19 protein-coding genes and 1 pseudogene are annotated in these 16,198 nt (G+C 63.5%); 9 read left to right on the top strand and 11 right to left on the bottom strand.

Annotated elements, in window-relative coordinates; translation table 11 throughout:
• Positions 1-6 precede the first annotated feature (6 nt).
• The 4 genes from W823_RS34100 to W823_RS34115 all read right to left on the bottom strand — a co-directional run bounded on the left by W823_RS34100 (position 7) and on the right by W823_RS34115 (position 4,703).
• A complete protein-coding gene (locus W823_RS34100; protein WP_023954762.1) occupies positions 7-1,053 on the bottom strand; it encodes an isopenicillin N synthase family oxygenase in 1,047 nt (348 codons plus the stop codon).
• Between the two features lie 109 nt (positions 1,054-1,162).
• On the bottom strand, positions 1,163-2,077 hold the full coding sequence (locus W823_RS34105; RefSeq protein ID WP_023954764.1) for an alpha/beta hydrolase: 915 nt from the start codon (positions 2,075-2,077) through the stop codon (positions 1,163-1,165).
• 82 nt (positions 2,078-2,159) lie between these two features.
• Entirely contained in the window at positions 2,160-3,587 is a 1,428-nt protein-coding gene (locus W823_RS34110) for an acyl-CoA desaturase (RefSeq protein ID WP_023954766.1), read from the bottom strand.
• A gap of 18 nt (positions 3,588-3,605) precedes the next feature.
• Positions 3,606-4,703, bottom strand: coding sequence for a ferredoxin reductase (locus W823_RS34115; RefSeq protein ID WP_031331280.1), 1,098 nt, complete (start codon positions 4,701-4,703; stop codon positions 3,606-3,608).
• Positions 4,704-5,024: 321 nt separating this feature from the next.
• On the opposite strand from W823_RS34115, the gene W823_RS0127745 reads away from it, so the two are divergent.
• Together W823_RS0127745 and phoU are read left to right on the top strand one after the other, a co-directional pair.
• On the top strand, positions 5,025-5,735 hold the full coding sequence (locus tag W823_RS0127745) for a hemerythrin domain-containing protein (RefSeq protein ID WP_031331282.1): 711 nt from the start codon (positions 5,025-5,027) through the stop codon (positions 5,733-5,735).
• A 30-nt stretch (positions 5,736-5,765) separates the two neighbouring features.
• A complete protein-coding gene (gene phoU / locus W823_RS0127750; protein WP_031331283.1) occupies positions 5,766-6,425 on the top strand; it encodes a phosphate signaling complex protein PhoU in 660 nt (219 codons plus the stop codon).
• Positions 6,426-6,434: 9 nt separating this feature from the next.
• Here phoU and W823_RS34120 read toward each other — a convergent pair whose 3' ends face one another.
• The 3 genes from W823_RS34120 to W823_RS34130 all read right to left on the bottom strand — a co-directional run bounded on the left by W823_RS34120 (position 6,435) and on the right by W823_RS34130 (position 8,382).
• Positions 6,435-7,166, bottom strand: coding sequence for a GAF and ANTAR domain-containing protein (locus tag W823_RS34120; RefSeq protein WP_023954770.1), 732 nt, complete (start codon positions 7,164-7,166; stop codon positions 6,435-6,437).
• A gap of 64 nt (positions 7,167-7,230) precedes the next feature.
• Positions 7,231-7,665 (bottom strand): STAS domain-containing protein, encoded by a 435-nt coding sequence (locus W823_RS34125; protein ID WP_023954772.1) that lies wholly within the window; start codon positions 7,663-7,665, stop codon positions 7,231-7,233.
• A gap of 258 nt (positions 7,666-7,923) precedes the next feature.
• On the bottom strand, positions 7,924-8,382 hold the full coding sequence (locus W823_RS34130; RefSeq protein ID WP_023954774.1) for a DUF4383 domain-containing protein: 459 nt from the start codon (positions 8,380-8,382) through the stop codon (positions 7,924-7,926).
• 439 nt (positions 8,383-8,821) lie between these two features.
• Here W823_RS34130 and W823_RS34135 point away from each other — a divergent pair, with 439 nt between their 5' ends.
• Together W823_RS34135 and W823_RS34140 are read left to right on the top strand one after the other, a co-directional pair.
• Positions 8,822-9,970, top strand: a complete 1,149-nt coding sequence (locus W823_RS34135) for a zinc-dependent alcohol dehydrogenase (protein WP_023954776.1) — start codon at positions 8,822-8,824, stop codon at positions 9,968-9,970.
• Between the two features lie 8 nt (positions 9,971-9,978).
• On the top strand, positions 9,979-10,584 hold the full coding sequence (locus tag W823_RS34140; RefSeq protein WP_023954778.1) for a hypothetical protein: 606 nt from the start codon (positions 9,979-9,981) through the stop codon (positions 10,582-10,584).
• Between the two features lie 18 nt (positions 10,585-10,602).
• Here W823_RS34140 and W823_RS34145 read toward each other — a convergent pair whose 3' ends face one another.
• The gene (locus W823_RS34145) at positions 10,603-11,295 is read right to left on the bottom strand and encodes a GAF and ANTAR domain-containing protein (protein WP_023954780.1); all 693 of its coding nucleotides are present in this window, start codon (positions 11,293-11,295) and stop codon (positions 10,603-10,605) included.
• 206 nt (positions 11,296-11,501) lie between these two features.
• Here W823_RS34145 and W823_RS34150 point away from each other — a divergent pair, with 206 nt between their 5' ends.
• The 4 genes from W823_RS34150 to W823_RS58615 all read left to right on the top strand — a co-directional run bounded on the left by W823_RS34150 (position 11,502) and on the right by W823_RS58615 (position 13,407).
• Positions 11,502-11,951, top strand: a complete 450-nt coding sequence (locus W823_RS34150) for a VOC family protein (protein ID WP_023954782.1) — start codon at positions 11,502-11,504, stop codon at positions 11,949-11,951.
• A gap of 112 nt (positions 11,952-12,063) precedes the next feature.
• A complete protein-coding gene (locus tag W823_RS34155) occupies positions 12,064-12,498 on the top strand; it encodes a nitroreductase family deazaflavin-dependent oxidoreductase (RefSeq protein ID WP_023954784.1) in 435 nt (144 codons plus the stop codon).
• Positions 12,499-12,549: 51 nt separating this feature from the next.
• Positions 12,550-12,915, top strand: a complete 366-nt coding sequence (locus W823_RS58610) for a hypothetical protein (RefSeq protein WP_235189374.1) — start codon at positions 12,550-12,552, stop codon at positions 12,913-12,915.
• A 6-nt stretch (positions 12,916-12,921) separates the two neighbouring features.
• Positions 12,922-13,407: a hypothetical protein gene (locus tag W823_RS58615; protein ID WP_235189376.1), complete on the top strand. Its 486-nt coding sequence runs from the start codon at positions 12,922-12,924 to the stop codon at positions 13,405-13,407.
• A gap of 57 nt (positions 13,408-13,464) precedes the next feature.
• On the opposite strand, the gene W823_RS56250 is transcribed toward W823_RS58615, so the two are convergent.
• Genes W823_RS56250 through W823_RS34170 form a run of 3 tightly spaced genes read right to left on the bottom strand, consistent with a single transcriptional unit; the run spans position 13,465 to position 15,837 of the window.
• Positions 13,465-14,049, bottom strand: a complete 585-nt coding sequence (locus tag W823_RS56250) for a hypothetical protein (RefSeq protein ID WP_051406335.1) — start codon at positions 14,047-14,049, stop codon at positions 13,465-13,467.
• Complete coding sequence (locus W823_RS56255) at positions 14,049-14,423, bottom strand: DUF1330 domain-containing protein (RefSeq protein WP_051406336.1); 375 nt, start codon at positions 14,421-14,423, stop codon at positions 14,049-14,051. Before W823_RS56255 ends, W823_RS56250 begins: the two co-directional genes overlap by 1 nt.
• A 10-nt stretch (positions 14,424-14,433) precedes the next feature.
• Positions 14,434-15,837, bottom strand: coding sequence for a guanine deaminase (locus W823_RS34170; RefSeq protein WP_023954786.1), 1,404 nt, complete (start codon positions 15,835-15,837; stop codon positions 14,434-14,436).
• A gap of 69 nt (positions 15,838-15,906) precedes the next feature.
• Between W823_RS34170 and W823_RS57035 the strand changes: the two are divergent.
• Positions 15,907-16,194 (top strand): annotated as a pseudogene (locus W823_RS57035) (3-oxoacyl-ACP synthase); the annotation flags it as partial.
• Positions 16,195-16,198 lie beyond the last annotated feature (4 nt).

Here is a 16,198-nt window from a genome sequence, read left to right on the forward strand (position 1 = left end):
CTCCGGTCAGCGGACGCGGGTCGAACGGAGCCGGGCAGCTTCGCGTCCCGCAGCAGCGTTGGCCACCCCGGCACGCGACCCCGCCAGTTTGCCTGCGATGTGATCGGCAACGGTCACCGGCGAATAGCGACTCCCGGCACCCACACACGAAGGCAACGTGCTGATCGTGGCGTCGATGTTGCCGTCGTGGAAATAGGCAGCCGAACGGCGCCGCTCGATCGTGCCGTCGACGATCGGCGGCTTGACCCGGTGCAGCGTCGACATCCAGCGCTCGTTGGTCCACCGGGCCATCAGATCGCCGAGGTTGACCAGCAACGCTCCATCCGCAGGCGACACGTCGTGCCACGTGCCGTCGTGCGCAAGCACCTGCAGCCCTTTGACCTGGTCCGCCCACAACACGGTCACGATGCCGTAGTCGGTGTGCTCCCCCATCCCGGTCAGCTCGCCGTCGAGCTCCACTTCGCCGGGCGGCAGCGCATAGTTGTTCATACGCAACACATCCAGCGAATGGTCGGTGAACCGTTCGAAGAAATCGGGTTCGAGATCGAGTGCGTCGGCGAACACCCGTGTCAGCGTGCGGGCCACTCTGGCGGCCTCGGCGAAATAGGGTTCGACGCCCGCTTTGAACTCCGGGGCCTCAGATGGCCACAGGTTGTCGGCATAGTCGTCGGCCGGCAGATCGTGATCGGGGTACTGCGCTGCCGCGACGCCCACGTTGAACGCCTCGAAGAAATCGTTCATCCGGTTGGCCGCTTCGACCCCCAGACTCAATGACAACGATTCGGTCTTGGGCGGCGCATACCCACGATTGATGCGCGGCGGTGTGCGGTAGGCCTTCTTCGTATCGAGTGGGAGCGCGAAGAACTGGTCCATGGCGGCGGTGAACGCGTCGGTGATCTCGGGTGGGATTCCGTGACCAAGGATTTGGATGAAGCCGACCTCTCGGCAGGCCTTGTCGATCTTCCGGGCGACCTCTGCGCGTTCCTCATCGGTTCCGCGCCGCACGTAGGGCGAGATATCTACAAGGGGGACAACAAAATCGGATTCTGACATGTCTATCTCCTCGCGGGACACGTGTCGACATCAAGTCAGTTGTGGACGTGAACCGCTGCAGCGGCAATGCTAGGTCACCCGGCCGCGAGCTGCACGCCGGCGAGTGGTGTCAGACTCCCAGCACCGTGTCCAAATGGTTTACGATCGCCTGCACCGCCTGCTCGGCGCCGGGGAGCACGTTGATCAGCTGAAAGAACCCGTGCATCTGTCCCTCGAAGATCGTCAACTGCACCGGTACTCCCCGGTCGGCCATCGACGACGCGTAGGCCTCGCCCTCGTCCCTGAGGACATCGTGTTCGGCCAGCAACACCAGTGCGGGCGGAGTGCCGGCCGGGTCTCCCTCCAGCGGAGAAGCTTCCGGGCTGAGCCGGGCGGCCGGGTCTGGGGCGTAGTGGTCCCAGAACCAGATCATGGTGTCGCGGCCCAGCAGCAACTGATTTGCAGGGTCGAGGTAACTCACGGTGTTCACATCGTGTCCGGTGACGGGGTAGACCAGGATCTGCAGGGCCAGTGGCGGACCCGATTCGGCCACTGCCCGCTGTGCGACCACTGCGGCCAGGTTTCCGCCGGCGCTGTCGCCGGCAACGATGAGCGGCTCGTCCGGCCAGCTCGCCGACGCCCACATCGTCGCGTCCCAGGCGTCGCGCACCGCGTACGGAAAACGATGTTCGGGTGCGAGGCGGTAATCGGGCGTCACCACAACACAATTGGTGGCCTGAGCCAGCCGGCGCGAGAGGGCGTCGTACTGGTCCACCGAACCGATCACCCAACCACCGCCATGAAAGAAGACGATGACGCCGCGAGTGCTGTCGGAGGCGCTGTAGACGCGCACGGGGATGTCGTAGCCGTCGTCGGCCGCAATCGTGTCGTCGCGCACCGTATGTAGCTGTGGGCCGGCTCCGCTGAGGTCTCCGAGCGCTGTGCTGACCGATCGCGCCTGGGCCGGACTCAGTTCGGCGATGGGCGGTCCGCCGGCCTTGGCCAACTCGGCGAGCAGGGCGGTGGTCGCATCATCGAGTGCCATGAAAACGAGCCTACCGAGCACACCACCGGTGCACGAGCCTCTTCGGCTCATGCACCGGTGGTGGGTAGTTCAGATCCGACGCTCAGTCGCGCGGCGGCGGCGACACCTGGACGCCCCCGGATTCGTGCTCCGGTCCGGCGTTGGGGTGTGAGGCCGGTACGCGACTACGGAAACGAGCCGCTTCGCTCGGCCGGGGGTCCTGTCCGGATCCGCTGTGCGGCGGCCGCTGGAACGGGCCCGGCTTGGGACGCGGTTTTCCGCCCGGCAGTGCGAGACGGAAGATCGTGCGGTGCACCTGGAACCACTGCTGCCCGAAAGGCCCTGTGTTGTAGGGCAATCCGTACCGTTCGCAGATGTCCTTGACCTTGGGTGCCACCTCTGAGTAACGAGTGCTCGGCATATCCGGGTAGAGGTGGTGTTCCACCTGGTAGCCGAGGTTTCCACTGATCACGTGGAACAGTGGGCTGCCCTCGATGTTGGCCGCGCCGAGCAGCTGCCGGACGTACCAACCACCGCGGGTCTCGTTCTCGGTTTCCTTCTGACTGAACGTGTACGTCTGGTCCGGGAAGTGGCCGCAGAAGATGATGGCGTGGGCCCACACGTTGCGGATGATGTTCGCCGTGAAGTCCGCCGCGAACGTCGCGATGAAGGTCTGCTCGACGCCCGGGAGGGCCTTGTCCATCACGTTGGCAACGTTGCCCACCGCACCCTTTCCGCCCTGGACGCGACGCAGCCTGCGCGCGAGGCGCGACGTCTTCGGCTGCTCGATCCGCCCACCGGACGCGATCTGGGTGAGCGCAAACGCACCGGCGCTGATGGCCGGCCAGCCGATGTAGTCCTTGATCACCTGGCGGCGAGCCTTCACACCGATGCCCTTGATGTCGTGCCACAGCTCCGACATCGACTTCTCCCGCTTGCGGATCGCCTCCAGATCCAGATCATGCAGTGCCACACCCCATTCGAAGAACGCGGTGAGCAGGAAGTTGTAGAACGGCTGGGCAAGGTAGACGGGGTTCCAGCGCTGGTGCGGGTCGATCCGCATGATCTCGTAGCCGAGATCTTTGTCTTTGCCGCGAATGTTGGTGAACGTGTGGTGGATGTAGTTGTGCGAGTGACGCCAGGATTCTCCGGTGGATGCGGTATCCCAGTCCCACACCGACGAGTGGATGTCCGGATCGTTCATCCAGTCCCACTGGCCGTGCATCACGTTGTGGCCGATCTCCATGTTCTCCAGGATCTTGGCCATCCCGAGGCACGCGGTGCCTGCCACCCAGGACACCTTCGACCGCGACCCGAGCAGCAGCACACGGCCGGCGACGGCCAGCTGACGCTGGGTGGCGATGACGTTCTTGATGTAGGCGCGGTCGCGATCACCGAGGTCGCCGTAGACCTCGTCATGGATCGCATCGAACTCTTTGCCCAGCTGTTCGATGGTCTCGTCACTCAGATGCGCCAGCGGGTTCTCTGGGTCCGGAGTGATCGGACGGATTCGTTCGGCGTTGATGGTCATTGGTGACTCCTAAAAGTTCTACAGTTCGATTTCGACGTCGCCCTCGGCGGTGTTCACGCAGATACGCACCGACGAGTTGATCGGTTCGCTGACATCCCCGGTCCGCAGATCCCTGATCTGACCGGACCGCAGGGTGCCCGTACAGGTGTGACAGATTCCGATGCGGCATCCGAACTTCAGTTCCAGTCCGGCTTCTTCGCCTGCAGTCAAAATCGGTGTTCCCGGAGAACACTCGACTTCCTTTTTACTCTTGGTGAAGGTGACGTTGCCGCCCTCACCTTCGCCCGCTGCTCCACCGATGATCGGCTGGAAGCGCTCGAGATGGATCTTGTCGGACGCATCGTGGCGGTCCCAGTGCTCGACCAGTGCGTCCAGCAATTCGCCCGGCCCCGAACACAGCGTTTCCCGCTCACGCCAGTCCGGGACGAGATCATCCATGTCCTCCGGCTTGATCCGGCCTTCCTCCCCGGTTCGCCGGATGATCAGGCGCAGCCCCTCATGCCGCTCGTCCAAGTCTTCAAGGTCTTTGAAGAACATGCACTGCTCTTCGGTGCGGGTGGAGTGGAGCACCACCACGTCGCGCACCTCATCGCGGTGATCGAGGCTGCGCAGCATGCTCATGATCGGCGTGATGCCGCTGCCGGCACTGATGAACAGCATCTTCTCGGGCAACGGCTCGGGGAGGGTGAACACTCCCTCGATCTCGCCCAACCGAACGATCTCGCCCGGCTTGATCTTCTGGACCAGGTAGGGCGAGACGACGCCGTTCTCCACCAGCTTTGGTGTCACCCCGATCAAACCGTCACGCGGCTCCGGGTCCGACGTCAAAGAGTAAGCGCGCCAATAGAACACGCCATCGATGACGAGCCCCAGCCGGACATACTGTCCCGGCAGGTGACCCGGCCAGTCGTAGCCCGGACGAATCCATACGGTCGCGGCCTCGGCCCCTTCCGGACGCACCTCCTCCACTCGGCCACGAAGTTCCTTCGTGGTCCACAGCGGATTGATCATCTCCAGGTAGTCGTCGGGTTCCAACGGACTGAAGAGATGACTTATCGCGCGCAGGGCTCGCCTGCGCAGCGTGGGCACATTGGGTGTTGCACCGCGCTCAGCCATTACTGCCTCCGCACCGGTGCGGCAGTGTCGTCGGTGTGGGGTTACTTCGAACAGTTCTCGGCACTTTTCAGACCCCTCGGCCGGCCCGATCACGGGCCTCATAGGACACCCTCGCCGTGGGCTCGACGTCAGGTGTGGCTGCCACGTTGCCGTCCGCTACCCGCGGACTATGGCGACCATACGTTCCGGCGAACGATGACACCACCGATTGGTCGATTACGCTGCGAAGTAGCGATTCTGGGTCGGTTCCGTCTCACTGATTGAGAGCACGTTCCCTGGGTACTCACCGGTCGAACAATCCATGTCCGACCAGGAGCGACCATGACCAGATCCATTGCCGACCAGACCGAGTCCCAATTGGGCGGGTCCCGGAGTGTCCTGGTACGCCAGAAACGCGACCACGTCGAACTCGACCGGCTGCTGCACGCCATCGACGAGTCGGCCGGAGTGCAACGTCAGGACCTCATCAACAGCCTCTGCCAGTTGGTGTTCCCCCACGCCTTCGCGGAGGAAGCGGTGCTGTGGCCCATCGTCCGCGCCGAACTTCCCGACGGGGAGGCGCTCACCCTCCAGATCGAACGTGAGCATCAGGAGATCAACGAGCTGTTCACCGAGTTGGAAAAGCTCGACCCCGACGCCCCTGAACACCGCGAACTGTTCGACCGCATCGCGGCAGTGCTCCGGGAGGATGTGCGCGACGAGGAAGACGTGTTGTTGCCGAAACTACAAGACAAGGTGTCACCGAAGCAGTTGCGGCAGATCGGCATCCAATGGGAGGTCGTCCGCCGAACCGCGCCCACCCGCCCCCACCCGGTGGTCGCCCGACGCCCGCCTGGAAACGTGCTCGCGGCCCTCCCCTTGACCATCCTCGACCGCGGTCGTGACCAACTCGACCGCGCATCTCTGCGAACCCACGGATCGACGTCGGCACGGCTGCGTACTGTGAGTGGAGCACTGGCCGGTGCTGCCGGCCGCATCGAACACCTACCACTCCTCACCAGGGGAGACCGGGCCGAGACACATCGCGAGTAGAGGCGTCATGAACACGAATCGCTGCGGCTGATGAGGGGCGTATACCTCGCTCAGCTGAGCGCGTTGCACGAGCTGCTCGGCCAGATGTGCGACTTGGCCGGTGAGGCCATGGAGAGATCGACGCATGCACTCCTGCGCGCCGATCTCGCCGTCGCCGAGGAGGTCATCACCGACCACGAGCAGATAGTCCGGATGTCTGCTGATGCCGAGGAGCGCGCTTTCGCACTGCTGGCGCTGCAGGCACCAGTTGCCGGCGATCTGCGCGCGATCGTCTCGACGTTCCAGATCGTGGCCGACGTCGACCGAATGGGCGCTCTTGCGCTGCACGTCGCCAAGGTCGCCCGCCGCCGCCATCCGGACAAGGCTGTGCCCGAAGACGTCCATGGATACTTCGCCGAGATGGGGCGTCTGGCCGTCAACCTGGCGAACAATGCCAGTGAGGCGCTCAAGAGCCAGAACCCCGAAGACGCGATGCGGCTACGCGATGACGACGACGCGATGGATGCGCTGCACGAGCATCTCTTCACCGTGCTGCTCGACCGCAACTGGCAACACGGCGTGCCTTGCGCAGTGGACGTGACCCTGCTTGGCCGCTACTACGAGCGGTTCGCGGACCACGCGGTGCTCATCGGGCAGCGGGTGGTGTTCCAGGCGACAGGCAAATCGCCGTCTCCGATCAAAAAGACATAGGCGCGAACGTCAGCTTTTTGCGCCATCCGTATCCCGGCCGGGGTGATCGGTGTCGACCAATTGGCGCGCAATGTCCGCGATCGGGGTGTTGGAATCCTGGGACAGTTTGCGGAGCAGCTCGAACGCCTGGAGGCTGTCGATGTTGAACCGCTCCATGATCATGCCCTTGGCCTGACCGATGACATCGCGGCTGGCCAGCGCGCTAGTGAAGTGTTCTTTCTCTTTCGCCCGGTACAGCGCGAGAGCGGCGTGGGTGGCATACACCAGGCCGGTTTCCTCGGCAGCGAGGGAGAATGCGTTGGTCTCGTCCGAGAACAGGTTGAGGGCACCCATCGATTGCTCGTTGCTGTACAGCTCGAACGACAGGCTGGACTTGACCGAAGTCTGCGCCAATGCCTCGGCGATGAACTTGGGGAACCGTTTTTCGGTGGTGAAGTCATCGAGCCTGAAGGTGGTGTGTTCCCACGCTGCCTCGAGGCAAGGGCCTTCGCCGACATCCATCTGGATGGCATCGAGCTTTTCCACAACCGGATCGCTGGCCGCGACCGACTGCGTCTTCTTCTTACGCTTTTCGACCAGCAGGATGCCCGCATACATGGTGCCGCCCACGTGATCGACTGCCCCGGCGGTGATCGACTCCAGGACGGTGTCCACATCGCTTCCTGCCAGCGATGAATTGTGCAGACCACGGGCGAGATTTGCGATAGCGATGTGGATCTCGTTGCCCTGATTGTTGCCCACGCACGGCTCCATCTACTCGGTTCGCACGCATTGAGCGTGCAGGCGCACCGCGCGCCCGAACCCGCTACGCCGAAGCGCGGCGAGTGGCCGGGGCCAACTCCTCGGTCAGCGCCTGCAGTGCGTCCTCAATGGTCGCATACAGACTGATGGTCTGGTCGAGTCCGACAAGCTTGATGGGACGCGCCGTGGACGAACCCTCGGCGACAACACCGAATCGTCCACCGGACGGAAGAACCGCGTCGTGTGCGTTGACCAGCGCGGCCATACCGACCGACGAAAGGAAATCTGTGTAGGTCAGATCGATGATCAGACCCTCAGGGCGTCCGGCGACTGCTTCATCGACCGCCTCGGTGAGCTGGGGAACCGTCAACAAATCGATGCTGCCCCACACGGTGAGGGCAACGATGCTTCCGTGCGACACAGTCGCGATGGTGAGTGTTCCGCCGGCGAGTTCAGCACTATCGGAAACGAAATCTGAATTAGAAATTTTGTGCGCCACGATCGACCCCTAAAAGTTGTCGGGCTAGAAGCGCTACGGCGAGCTTATTCACCGGTCCACGCAGGGCGGCTCCTCTTCAACCGACTTCTTCAGTGTGTCACATCGGGCACCGATGGCAATAGCCCGGCAACCACAAGCGGCTTCCCGACAGCCCTGAAGCGGGCCGCCGGGAAGCCGAATGTTGTTGTGTGACAGGAGCCCTACGCGCGCCCCGCTACCGCGAGCTGCGTTTGAACTCCTGTGGCGAAATCTTGTTGTTCACACGCGAGACGTGTGCCGGTTGCGTCCGAGCAAGACGCCGAGGGCGACCATACCGACGCCCAAGACGAAGTGCAGCCAGTCGTCTGCCGAGTTCACCGGGACGAAGTTGGCGGCGGAATCCTTGTCGATGACCAGTCCGTACAGCCAAAGTGCCAGGTAGATGACGCCGCCGACGATCAAGTAGGACTTCGCGGTGGCCGCGGCCCTGGCGAGGACAATTCCCGCGACACCGAAGGCAACGTGCACCAGGTTGTGCAGAATTGAAACGTTGAAGATCCCTAGCAGCTTTGCATCGGAATGATGGCTGGCGAAGGACATGGTGTCGTAATCAGTGGTGATGCCCGGGATGAAACCCAGGATTCCCACCAGCAAGAACACCGCGCCGACCGCGAGTGCAGCCAATTGGACCGGGGAACGCTTGGTTGTGCGCGGGGTGCGGGTACTCCGTGTACTCATTGTGCTAACCCTTCACATTGATGGAGATGTTTCTCTGGGCAAACGCCCGTCCGACCTCTGTCGGGTCTCGGCGCGGCCGATCCTCTTGCACCCGCATCCGTCCCGTGTCGGCCGAATACCCGGCGCCGGTGCAGTTAAACGTCCGTAACCAGGTTGTATTCATAGTTAAGCCGGAGCTTTACCCAAGCGCTCCATACTCGTGGGGCGGCCGAGCTCACACCGGCCTCGATACACGCTGCCCGAGGCTCTTCATCGTCGCTGCGGCCGTCCATTTGGACCGAAATCGTTGGCGATTTCCTGCTCGCGACACACCGCCACCCCTCTCGACGAAACACGGTGCGGCGCATGTCCATTGCGCCAGGCGAGATGAACAACCGTTTAGTGCCGTGTCGCGCGGGGTAGGCCCACCCCCAATAGACCAAAAAGCGCGGAGGGCAGCATGAAGGCAATGGTTTATCGAGGTCCCTACAAAGTGCGCGTGGAAGAAAAGGACATTCCGCCGATCGAGCACCCCAACGACGCCATCGTGCGGGTGACCCGTGCTGCGATCTGCGGGTCAGATCTGCACTTGTACCACGGCATGATGCCCGATACCCGCCCCGGAATGACGTTCGGACACGAGTTCATCGGGGTCGTCGAATCGGTGGGCTCGTCGGTCCAGAACCTGACACCCGGCGACCGGGTGATGGTGCCGTTCAACATCTACTGCGGCTCCTGTTACTTCTGTGCGCGCGGACTGTATTCCAACTGCCACAACGTCAATCCGAACGCCACCGCGGTCGGCGGCATCTACGGCTACTCCCACACCTGCGGTGGATACGACGGAGGCCAGGCCGAATTCGTGCGGGTCCCGTTCGCCGACGTCGGGCCCGCGATCATCCCCGACTGGATGGACGACGAAGACGCATTGCTGCTGACCGACGCGCTGGCCACCGGGTACTTCGGCGCACAGCTGGGCAGCATCCGTGAGGGCGACACGGTGGCCGTCTTCGGTGCGGGACCGGTGGGTCTCTACGCCGCCCTCTCGTCCTGGTTCATGGGCGCCGGACGGGTGATCGTGATCGATCACCTCGAGTACCGACTCGAGAAGGCCCGCACCTTCGCGCACGCCGAAACCCTCAACTTCGCGGAGTACGACGACATCGTGGTCCAGATGAAGAAGTCCACGGACTATCTAGGCGCCGATGTGGCCATCGATGCGGTGGGCGCAGAAGCGGACGGAAACTTTCTGCAGCACGTCGCGGCGTCGAAGTTCAAGTTGCAGGGCGGCTCTCCCATTGCGTTGAACTGGGCCATCGATTCGGTCCGCAAAGGCGGAACCGTGTCGGTGATGGGTGCTTACGGACCGATGTTCAGCGCCGTCAAGTTCGGCGACGCGATGAACAAGGGACTGACCCTCCAGATGAACCAGTGTCCCGTCAAACGGCAATGGCCACGGCTGTTCGAGCACATCAGAAATGGTCACATCAAGCCGAACGACATTGTCACGCACCGCATCCCGCTCGAGCACATCGCCGAGGGCTACCACATCTTCTCGTCGAAGCTGGACGAGTGCATCAAACCGATCATCGTCACCGACGCGGCCTGAGGAGAGTCATGACATCACCAGCCCCGAAGAAACCGACCGATCAGGTGCCCACCTACACCTCGAAGAGGCCCGCGTCCCCGTCGAGCGACGAGCTGCGGGCGAGGATTCCCGGGTGGGGCGTGGACCTCGACCCGAACGATCGCCCCGCGGTCCCACAGCAACGGTTCGACCCCGAAGCGACCGGCGCCCACTGGGACTTCCCCGAACGGCAGCCAGAGAAATGGCCGCGGGAGAGATCCATCGAACATCGGTTTCTCACACCTGTCTTCGGCACGTCGACGCCTCCCTCCGGGTTGTCGGGCGTGATCCGCAAGGTCGCCTATCGGTACAGCGAAGGTCGCGCAGCGCACTGGCTGCTGCTGCTCGGAGCCGATCGCATCAACGCCGTAGAGGCCCATCTCGCGTCGTTCCTCACGATGCGGCCGGACAATCCGATCACCCAGACCGGTATCCGGAGCGAGTTCACCCACAACGGGCTCGCGTCGCGCACCGGAACCAAACGAGTGGACAAGAACCACGCGTGGATCGATCCGATTCTTGTCGGTGGTCCATGGATCGCCGCGGGGGCCGCCATCGGTTACGCGGCTCGAGCCGCAGCGACGAGGAGCCGCTGACGGCGCACTCCGGTCGGGTCAGCTCGGATCTGATCCGGCCTCTACGACCTGCCTGGCGATCTCGGCAACCTTGGTGTTCGACTCCTGGGACAGCCTTGCCAACAGCGCGAACGCCTCATCGGCGCCGATGCCGTAGCGCTCCATCACCATCCCCTTCGCTTGACCGATGAGGTCGCGGCTGGTGAGGGCGACAGACAGGTTTTCACGCTCGCGGAGTACCGAGAACGCAACGGCGGTGTGAGCGGCGAACACCTCGCCGAGCGTCCGAGCGCGTTCATCGAACGCCTTCTTGGTCGAACTGTAGAGATTGAGGGTCCCCAGATCGTCCTTGCCGGAGAACAGCCGGAAGCTCGCCATCGAGGCGAACCCCAACTCTTGGGCGCGCGCGGCAAACCGTGGCCATCGGTCCTCTGAGTCGAAATCGTCGATCCACACGGTGGAGCGATCGGTTTTGGGGCGCACGGCCGGGCCCTCACGTAGCTCGTGCTGCAGCTGGTCCGCCTGGCTTGCCAGACCGTTACCCGCCACCGGCTCCCCGTGCGCGCCCAGGCACGCGATGACACCTGCGCACTCGGTGCCAGGGATGCAGTCCACCGCCGTCTTGGTGACGGCCTGCGCAAGTGTGTCGACGCCGTTGCTGTTCGACCGCAGGGTGCCCGCCACGGCGACCATCCGGGCCGTCAGATCGAGTTCCATGTCGGGGTTTTCCACGACGCTCCTCAAAATCCATGTGATGTTCGCTGGCTCTTGATGCAATTCGGTGCAGAACACCGGCGTGGATGGGCCTGACCCGTAATTAGTTGTGTTTCGTATGCCGACTCCGGCAGCGCCGATGTCGAGAACGCGAGATCAGAACCGTCTTCCGGTTGGGACTGACCTCAGGGAGCCCCCCGAACCAACAAGAAGGAGACCCACTGATGACCATCAAACTGGAGAACGTCGGTATCGCCGTTCGCGATATCGAGGCCACGATCAGTCTTTTCACCGATCTCGGCCTCACGCTCCTCGGCCGCGACACGGTCAGCGGTGAGTGGGCCGACACCGCTGTCGGCCTTGACGGAAACCACGCGAAGATCGCCGTTCTACAGACTCCGGACGGACACGGACAGATCGAACTGTTCGAGTACATTCACCCCGAGGCGATCGATACGCCGCCCACGCTGCCCAACGAGATCGGCATGCACCGCATCGCCTTCTCCGTCGACGACATCGACGACGCCCTCGCGATCGCAGCACGGCACGGCCACCACCCGCTCCGCGGCGTCGCCGACTATCAGGGGGTCTACAAGCTCACCTATCTGCGCGGGCCAAGCGGGATTCTTGTCATGTTCGCCCAGGCGCTCGCCACCGCGGACTCTGACGAATAGCACCGCGGAATCGGACGACTGGCCGGGGTTCAGGGTTCTCCCCGATGTGCTTCCCCGCGCGATCGTCCTACCGTGTTCACAACAAAGCGGAGTATCAATCCGGGGGGCCTACGTGAATGCAGCAGCTGAATTGGCCAGATTCGCAGCCCGGTTGGCGTCGGCGATCGGCACGTCCGGCATGCGGGCGTTGGCGCAGTTCAACAAGCATGTCACCAACCACATCGTGCGGCTGTGGGCCGGACGCGTGCCCCATATGGCCGTGATCGAACACATCGGCCGCCGGAGTGGCCAAACGTTCAAGACACCGGTGATGGTGTTCAGATCCGGCCAGTCCGTCTCGGTCGTGCTCAACTACGGGGTCCACTCGGACTGGGTACAAAACGTCCTCGAAGCCGGCCAGGCACGGATCGAGCACCGCGGCCGGCACTATCGACTCCACAGTCCAGAACTGGTCGCAGGAGACGACGACGAATCGCCGCTGCCGTCCGGAGGACGTTCGGCAACAATTCTCAGAGCATCGATCGATACCGAAAAAGCTCCGATCTGACCGAGTGGAGTGCAGGATCTTCGGTCTTTGTTGCCGACTAGGGTGCTGCTGATGAGCAAGTTCATCGCTGCCGGACGGCGCCATTCGGTCGGTGTGATGGCCGATGGCTCGGTGGTTGCCGCCAGCGACCTGCTGGCTCCAGAGACGTGGGTGGGCGATTGGCGGGGCGTAGCTGCGGTCGCGGCTGGGAATGTGCACACGGCGTCCAATACGGGTCGATCGCACACTGTCGGATTGCGCACGGACGGTACCATCGTCGCCACCGGGTGGAACGACGATGGGCAGTGCGAGGTCGCCGACTGGGTGAACGTGGCGGACATTGCTGCTGGTTGGCGGCGTACGGTGGCTGTCTTCGCAGACGGATCAGCAAGCGCGCGAGGACGTCACCGCGAGGGTGCCTGTGATGTCGACGGATGAAGCGAGATGGTTGCTGTGGCAGCCGGGGATTGGCACACGGTGGGGGTCCGGGCGGACGGCACCGTGGTTGCGGTGGGCAACAACCGTAGAGCTCAGTGCGAGGTCACAGGATGGCGCCGGGTGAGGGCAGTCGCGGCGGGCTATTTGCACACCGTCGCGCTCGATGCCGATGGACGGGTGTTCGCAGTCGGTGACCGCAGCGCCGGGATCGCAGACGCGTGCAGATGGCGTGACATCGTGGCGGTCTGCACCGGCAGTCATCACACCGTCGGGATCGACGCAGGAGGTCGAGTTCGCGCCGCAGGCAACAACACCCGTGGACAATGCGACGTCGGATCGTGGCGGGATATCGTCGCGGTCGCGGCCGGCTCGACGCACACCCTCGGTTTACGAGCCGACGGTTCGGTCATGGCCACGGGGAACAACGACGACGGCCAGTGCGATGTCGGGCGATGGCGCATCGACCCCGACTGTCGGCCCCGCCGCCCATAGTCGGATTCGCAGGAGGGCCGAAGAAGGCTGGCAAGACGTCCTCGGGCTACGGGGAGCTCAGGCGTAATCCCAGAACTGCAGCCATCGTACCGAGGCGAACACGGCGAGCGTCAGCGCATAGAGCAGACACACGGCAACTGCACCGGCCACAGACACTCTCGCCGTCGAGCCCCGGGCGGGGTCGAGCCAGAAGCCGAAAGCCCACGTGGCCAGCGGCATCAGCGCATAAGTCAGCAGCGACACCGACAGGATCTGACTGAGCCACATCGACAGCCAGGGGTCGGCGCCCCATCCGTCGAGCACTGGTCCGACAAATCGGGACAGGGTCATCACGGTCGGATAGAGCACCAACAGCACCATCATCGCGACCTTCCATTCGGGCGTGACGGTGGGCTTTCCGTCGGTGACCCGCATGATGGATCCAAAGGTGTTGTGTTCGAACGACGCCGAGTACTCCTCCGAAAGATGCGACCGCAGCTGAGTCAAGGCATCGGCACGGTCGGGTGAGTCAACCCAGGCGGCGAGCGACTCGTCGTTGCGGAACTTGAGAACAGCGCTCCATTCGTCGGAACCGTCAGCCAGCTCCCTGGGGCCGAACAGCACCGCGAACTCATAGCCGGGTGCGGCGGCGTTCAGATCCATCAAGGTGCGCTGGGCGTCGATGAACCCGTCGACGTTTTTTCTCGATCGACCTTGTGACGGAACAACGCCACCCCGGTGGGAGGCACCTGGCCTTCGACGATCACGAGGTCGCTGAACTCCCGCCGGATACCGTTCTCTGCAGCCATCTTCAACGTGGCGGCCCACTCTGCCGAATCCAGCCAGCGGTGCAACGACTCCTCGGTGTCGAACGTCAGGGCAACAGCCCGCTGCGCATGTTCCGCCGACAGGGTCTGCAGATGACCGGGCGCCGATTGGATACGGGCAGCGAGTTCCTCGAACCACGACTCGAACTGGGCATCCGGTACATCGTGGAACGGAACGAGTACCGTTGCCTCAGTCGATCTTTCGGTCACAACAGCGGAGTCAGACGTCGTCGATCTTGCGGCCCTTGACGTAAACGGCGCTGATCGCCGGCTCTCGGAGCTGCATCAGCAAGGCAAACAGCATCTGGTCGCGTGCCATCTTCTCGTCATCGGCGCGGGCGCCGTTGTCGATGGCGTTGGCCAGCGACGGCCAACGCTCGGGATCGATCACCAGGAAATCAGCCTCTTTGCCGGTGTCGAAGTTCCCGAAGCGATTCTCCATGTCCAACGCCCGGGCCCCGCCGAGAGTCGCGACGAACAACATCTCGGCCGGATGCATGGACACCCCGGCATCACCGGGCTCGGTGATGTGAACCTTGAAGGCGTCGTTGGCAACTCGCGAGATCAGCCATTCGTCACCGCCACCGTGGTCGGTGCCGAGTGAGATGTTTACGCCTGATTCCACTGTCCGCAGCCACGGCATCGTGCCCGACCCCAGGAACAACTGGGACACCGGGCAATGGGAGATGGAAGTGCCGGTCTCGGCCATCCGAGCGAGCTCACCGTCTTGACAGTGCACCGAGTGGGCCATGATGGTCCGCGGTCCGAGCAGCGATTCGCCACCGACCTTCGAGCCGGGCAGGAACTTGCCGTCGTAGGTGTCGAGGTACGAGTTCACCTGGTAGTCGGCCTTGGTGGCGTCCACCTCACCGGTGCCGGGACGGTTGTTCTCGTTGAGGTGGGTGTGGACGTAAACACCCTTCGACCGCAGGTCGGTGTAGAGCTCCCCCAGCGCGGCCATCGTCGTCGGGGTCACCGACAGCGAGAACCTCGGCACCAGTGCCACATGCAGCAGCGCAGTCGCGACGTCTCCGGTGTCGGCGGCGTGCCACTTGTCCACCTCTGCGGCGGTCAACTCGATGGCCTTCTCCTCGCTGGTGATCAGGGGTCCGGCCGAGTCGGGTCCTCTTGTCTGGATGCCACGACCACTGACGATTCGCAATCCACGGCGCTGCGTCTCCTCGAACAGCGCATCCTGCGCGTCAGGGAACGCCGAGCCGAACACCATCGCCGCGGTGGTACCCGCCCTCACCCGCTGATTGGTGAACTCCACTGCCGCGGCCCGCCCGAAGTCGCGGTCACCGAACTTGGATTCGGAGGGGAAGATGCATCTCTCGAGCCATTCGAGCAGTTGCCCGCCGCCGTAGGAGTCACCGGCGTAGGTCTGCGGGAAGTGGATGTGGGTGTCGACGAACCCCGGCAGGATGAAACCGGGCCGGTAGTCGACGATCGCGGCGTGCTCGTGCTCGGTGGGCAGGTCGGCGAACTCGCCGCACCACTCGATGCTGCCCTCGCTGTCCACCACCAATGCCCCGTCGGCGACGAAGACCAGCGCTTCTTCAGCCGTGGTGACCTTCGCCGAGCCGGCGACATGAAAGATTTGACCGCGATAGACATGTTTCACGCGTCAAGCAAAGCATTCCACGCATGATTTGGTGTGACGAAAAACCAAACCGGGCAGCGGATACGATGCAACACCGCTTTCATCTTCGGCGACGGGGCCGGCGCCGTGGTCGTCGGACCGAGCGAGGACAACGGCATCTCCCCCTCCGTGTGGGGCAGCGACGGGGAGAACAGCGATGCGATCTCCGAGAACTACGACATCCCCGAGTACATGGACCGCGCCGAGGAGTTCCAGTCGAAAGACTCGGAGACCGGCCCGGTCGGGCGCATGGTCGTCGCAATGCAGGGCACCCGCGTGTTCCGTTGGGCCGCAATCACTCTGCCCAAGGCGCTGTCGAGTGTCATCGAACGGTCAGGTCGTC

Source organism: Williamsia sp. D3, from assembly GCF_000506245.1.
GTDB classification, from domain to species: Bacteria; Actinomycetota; Actinomycetes; order Mycobacteriales; family Mycobacteriaceae; genus Williamsia; species Williamsia muralis.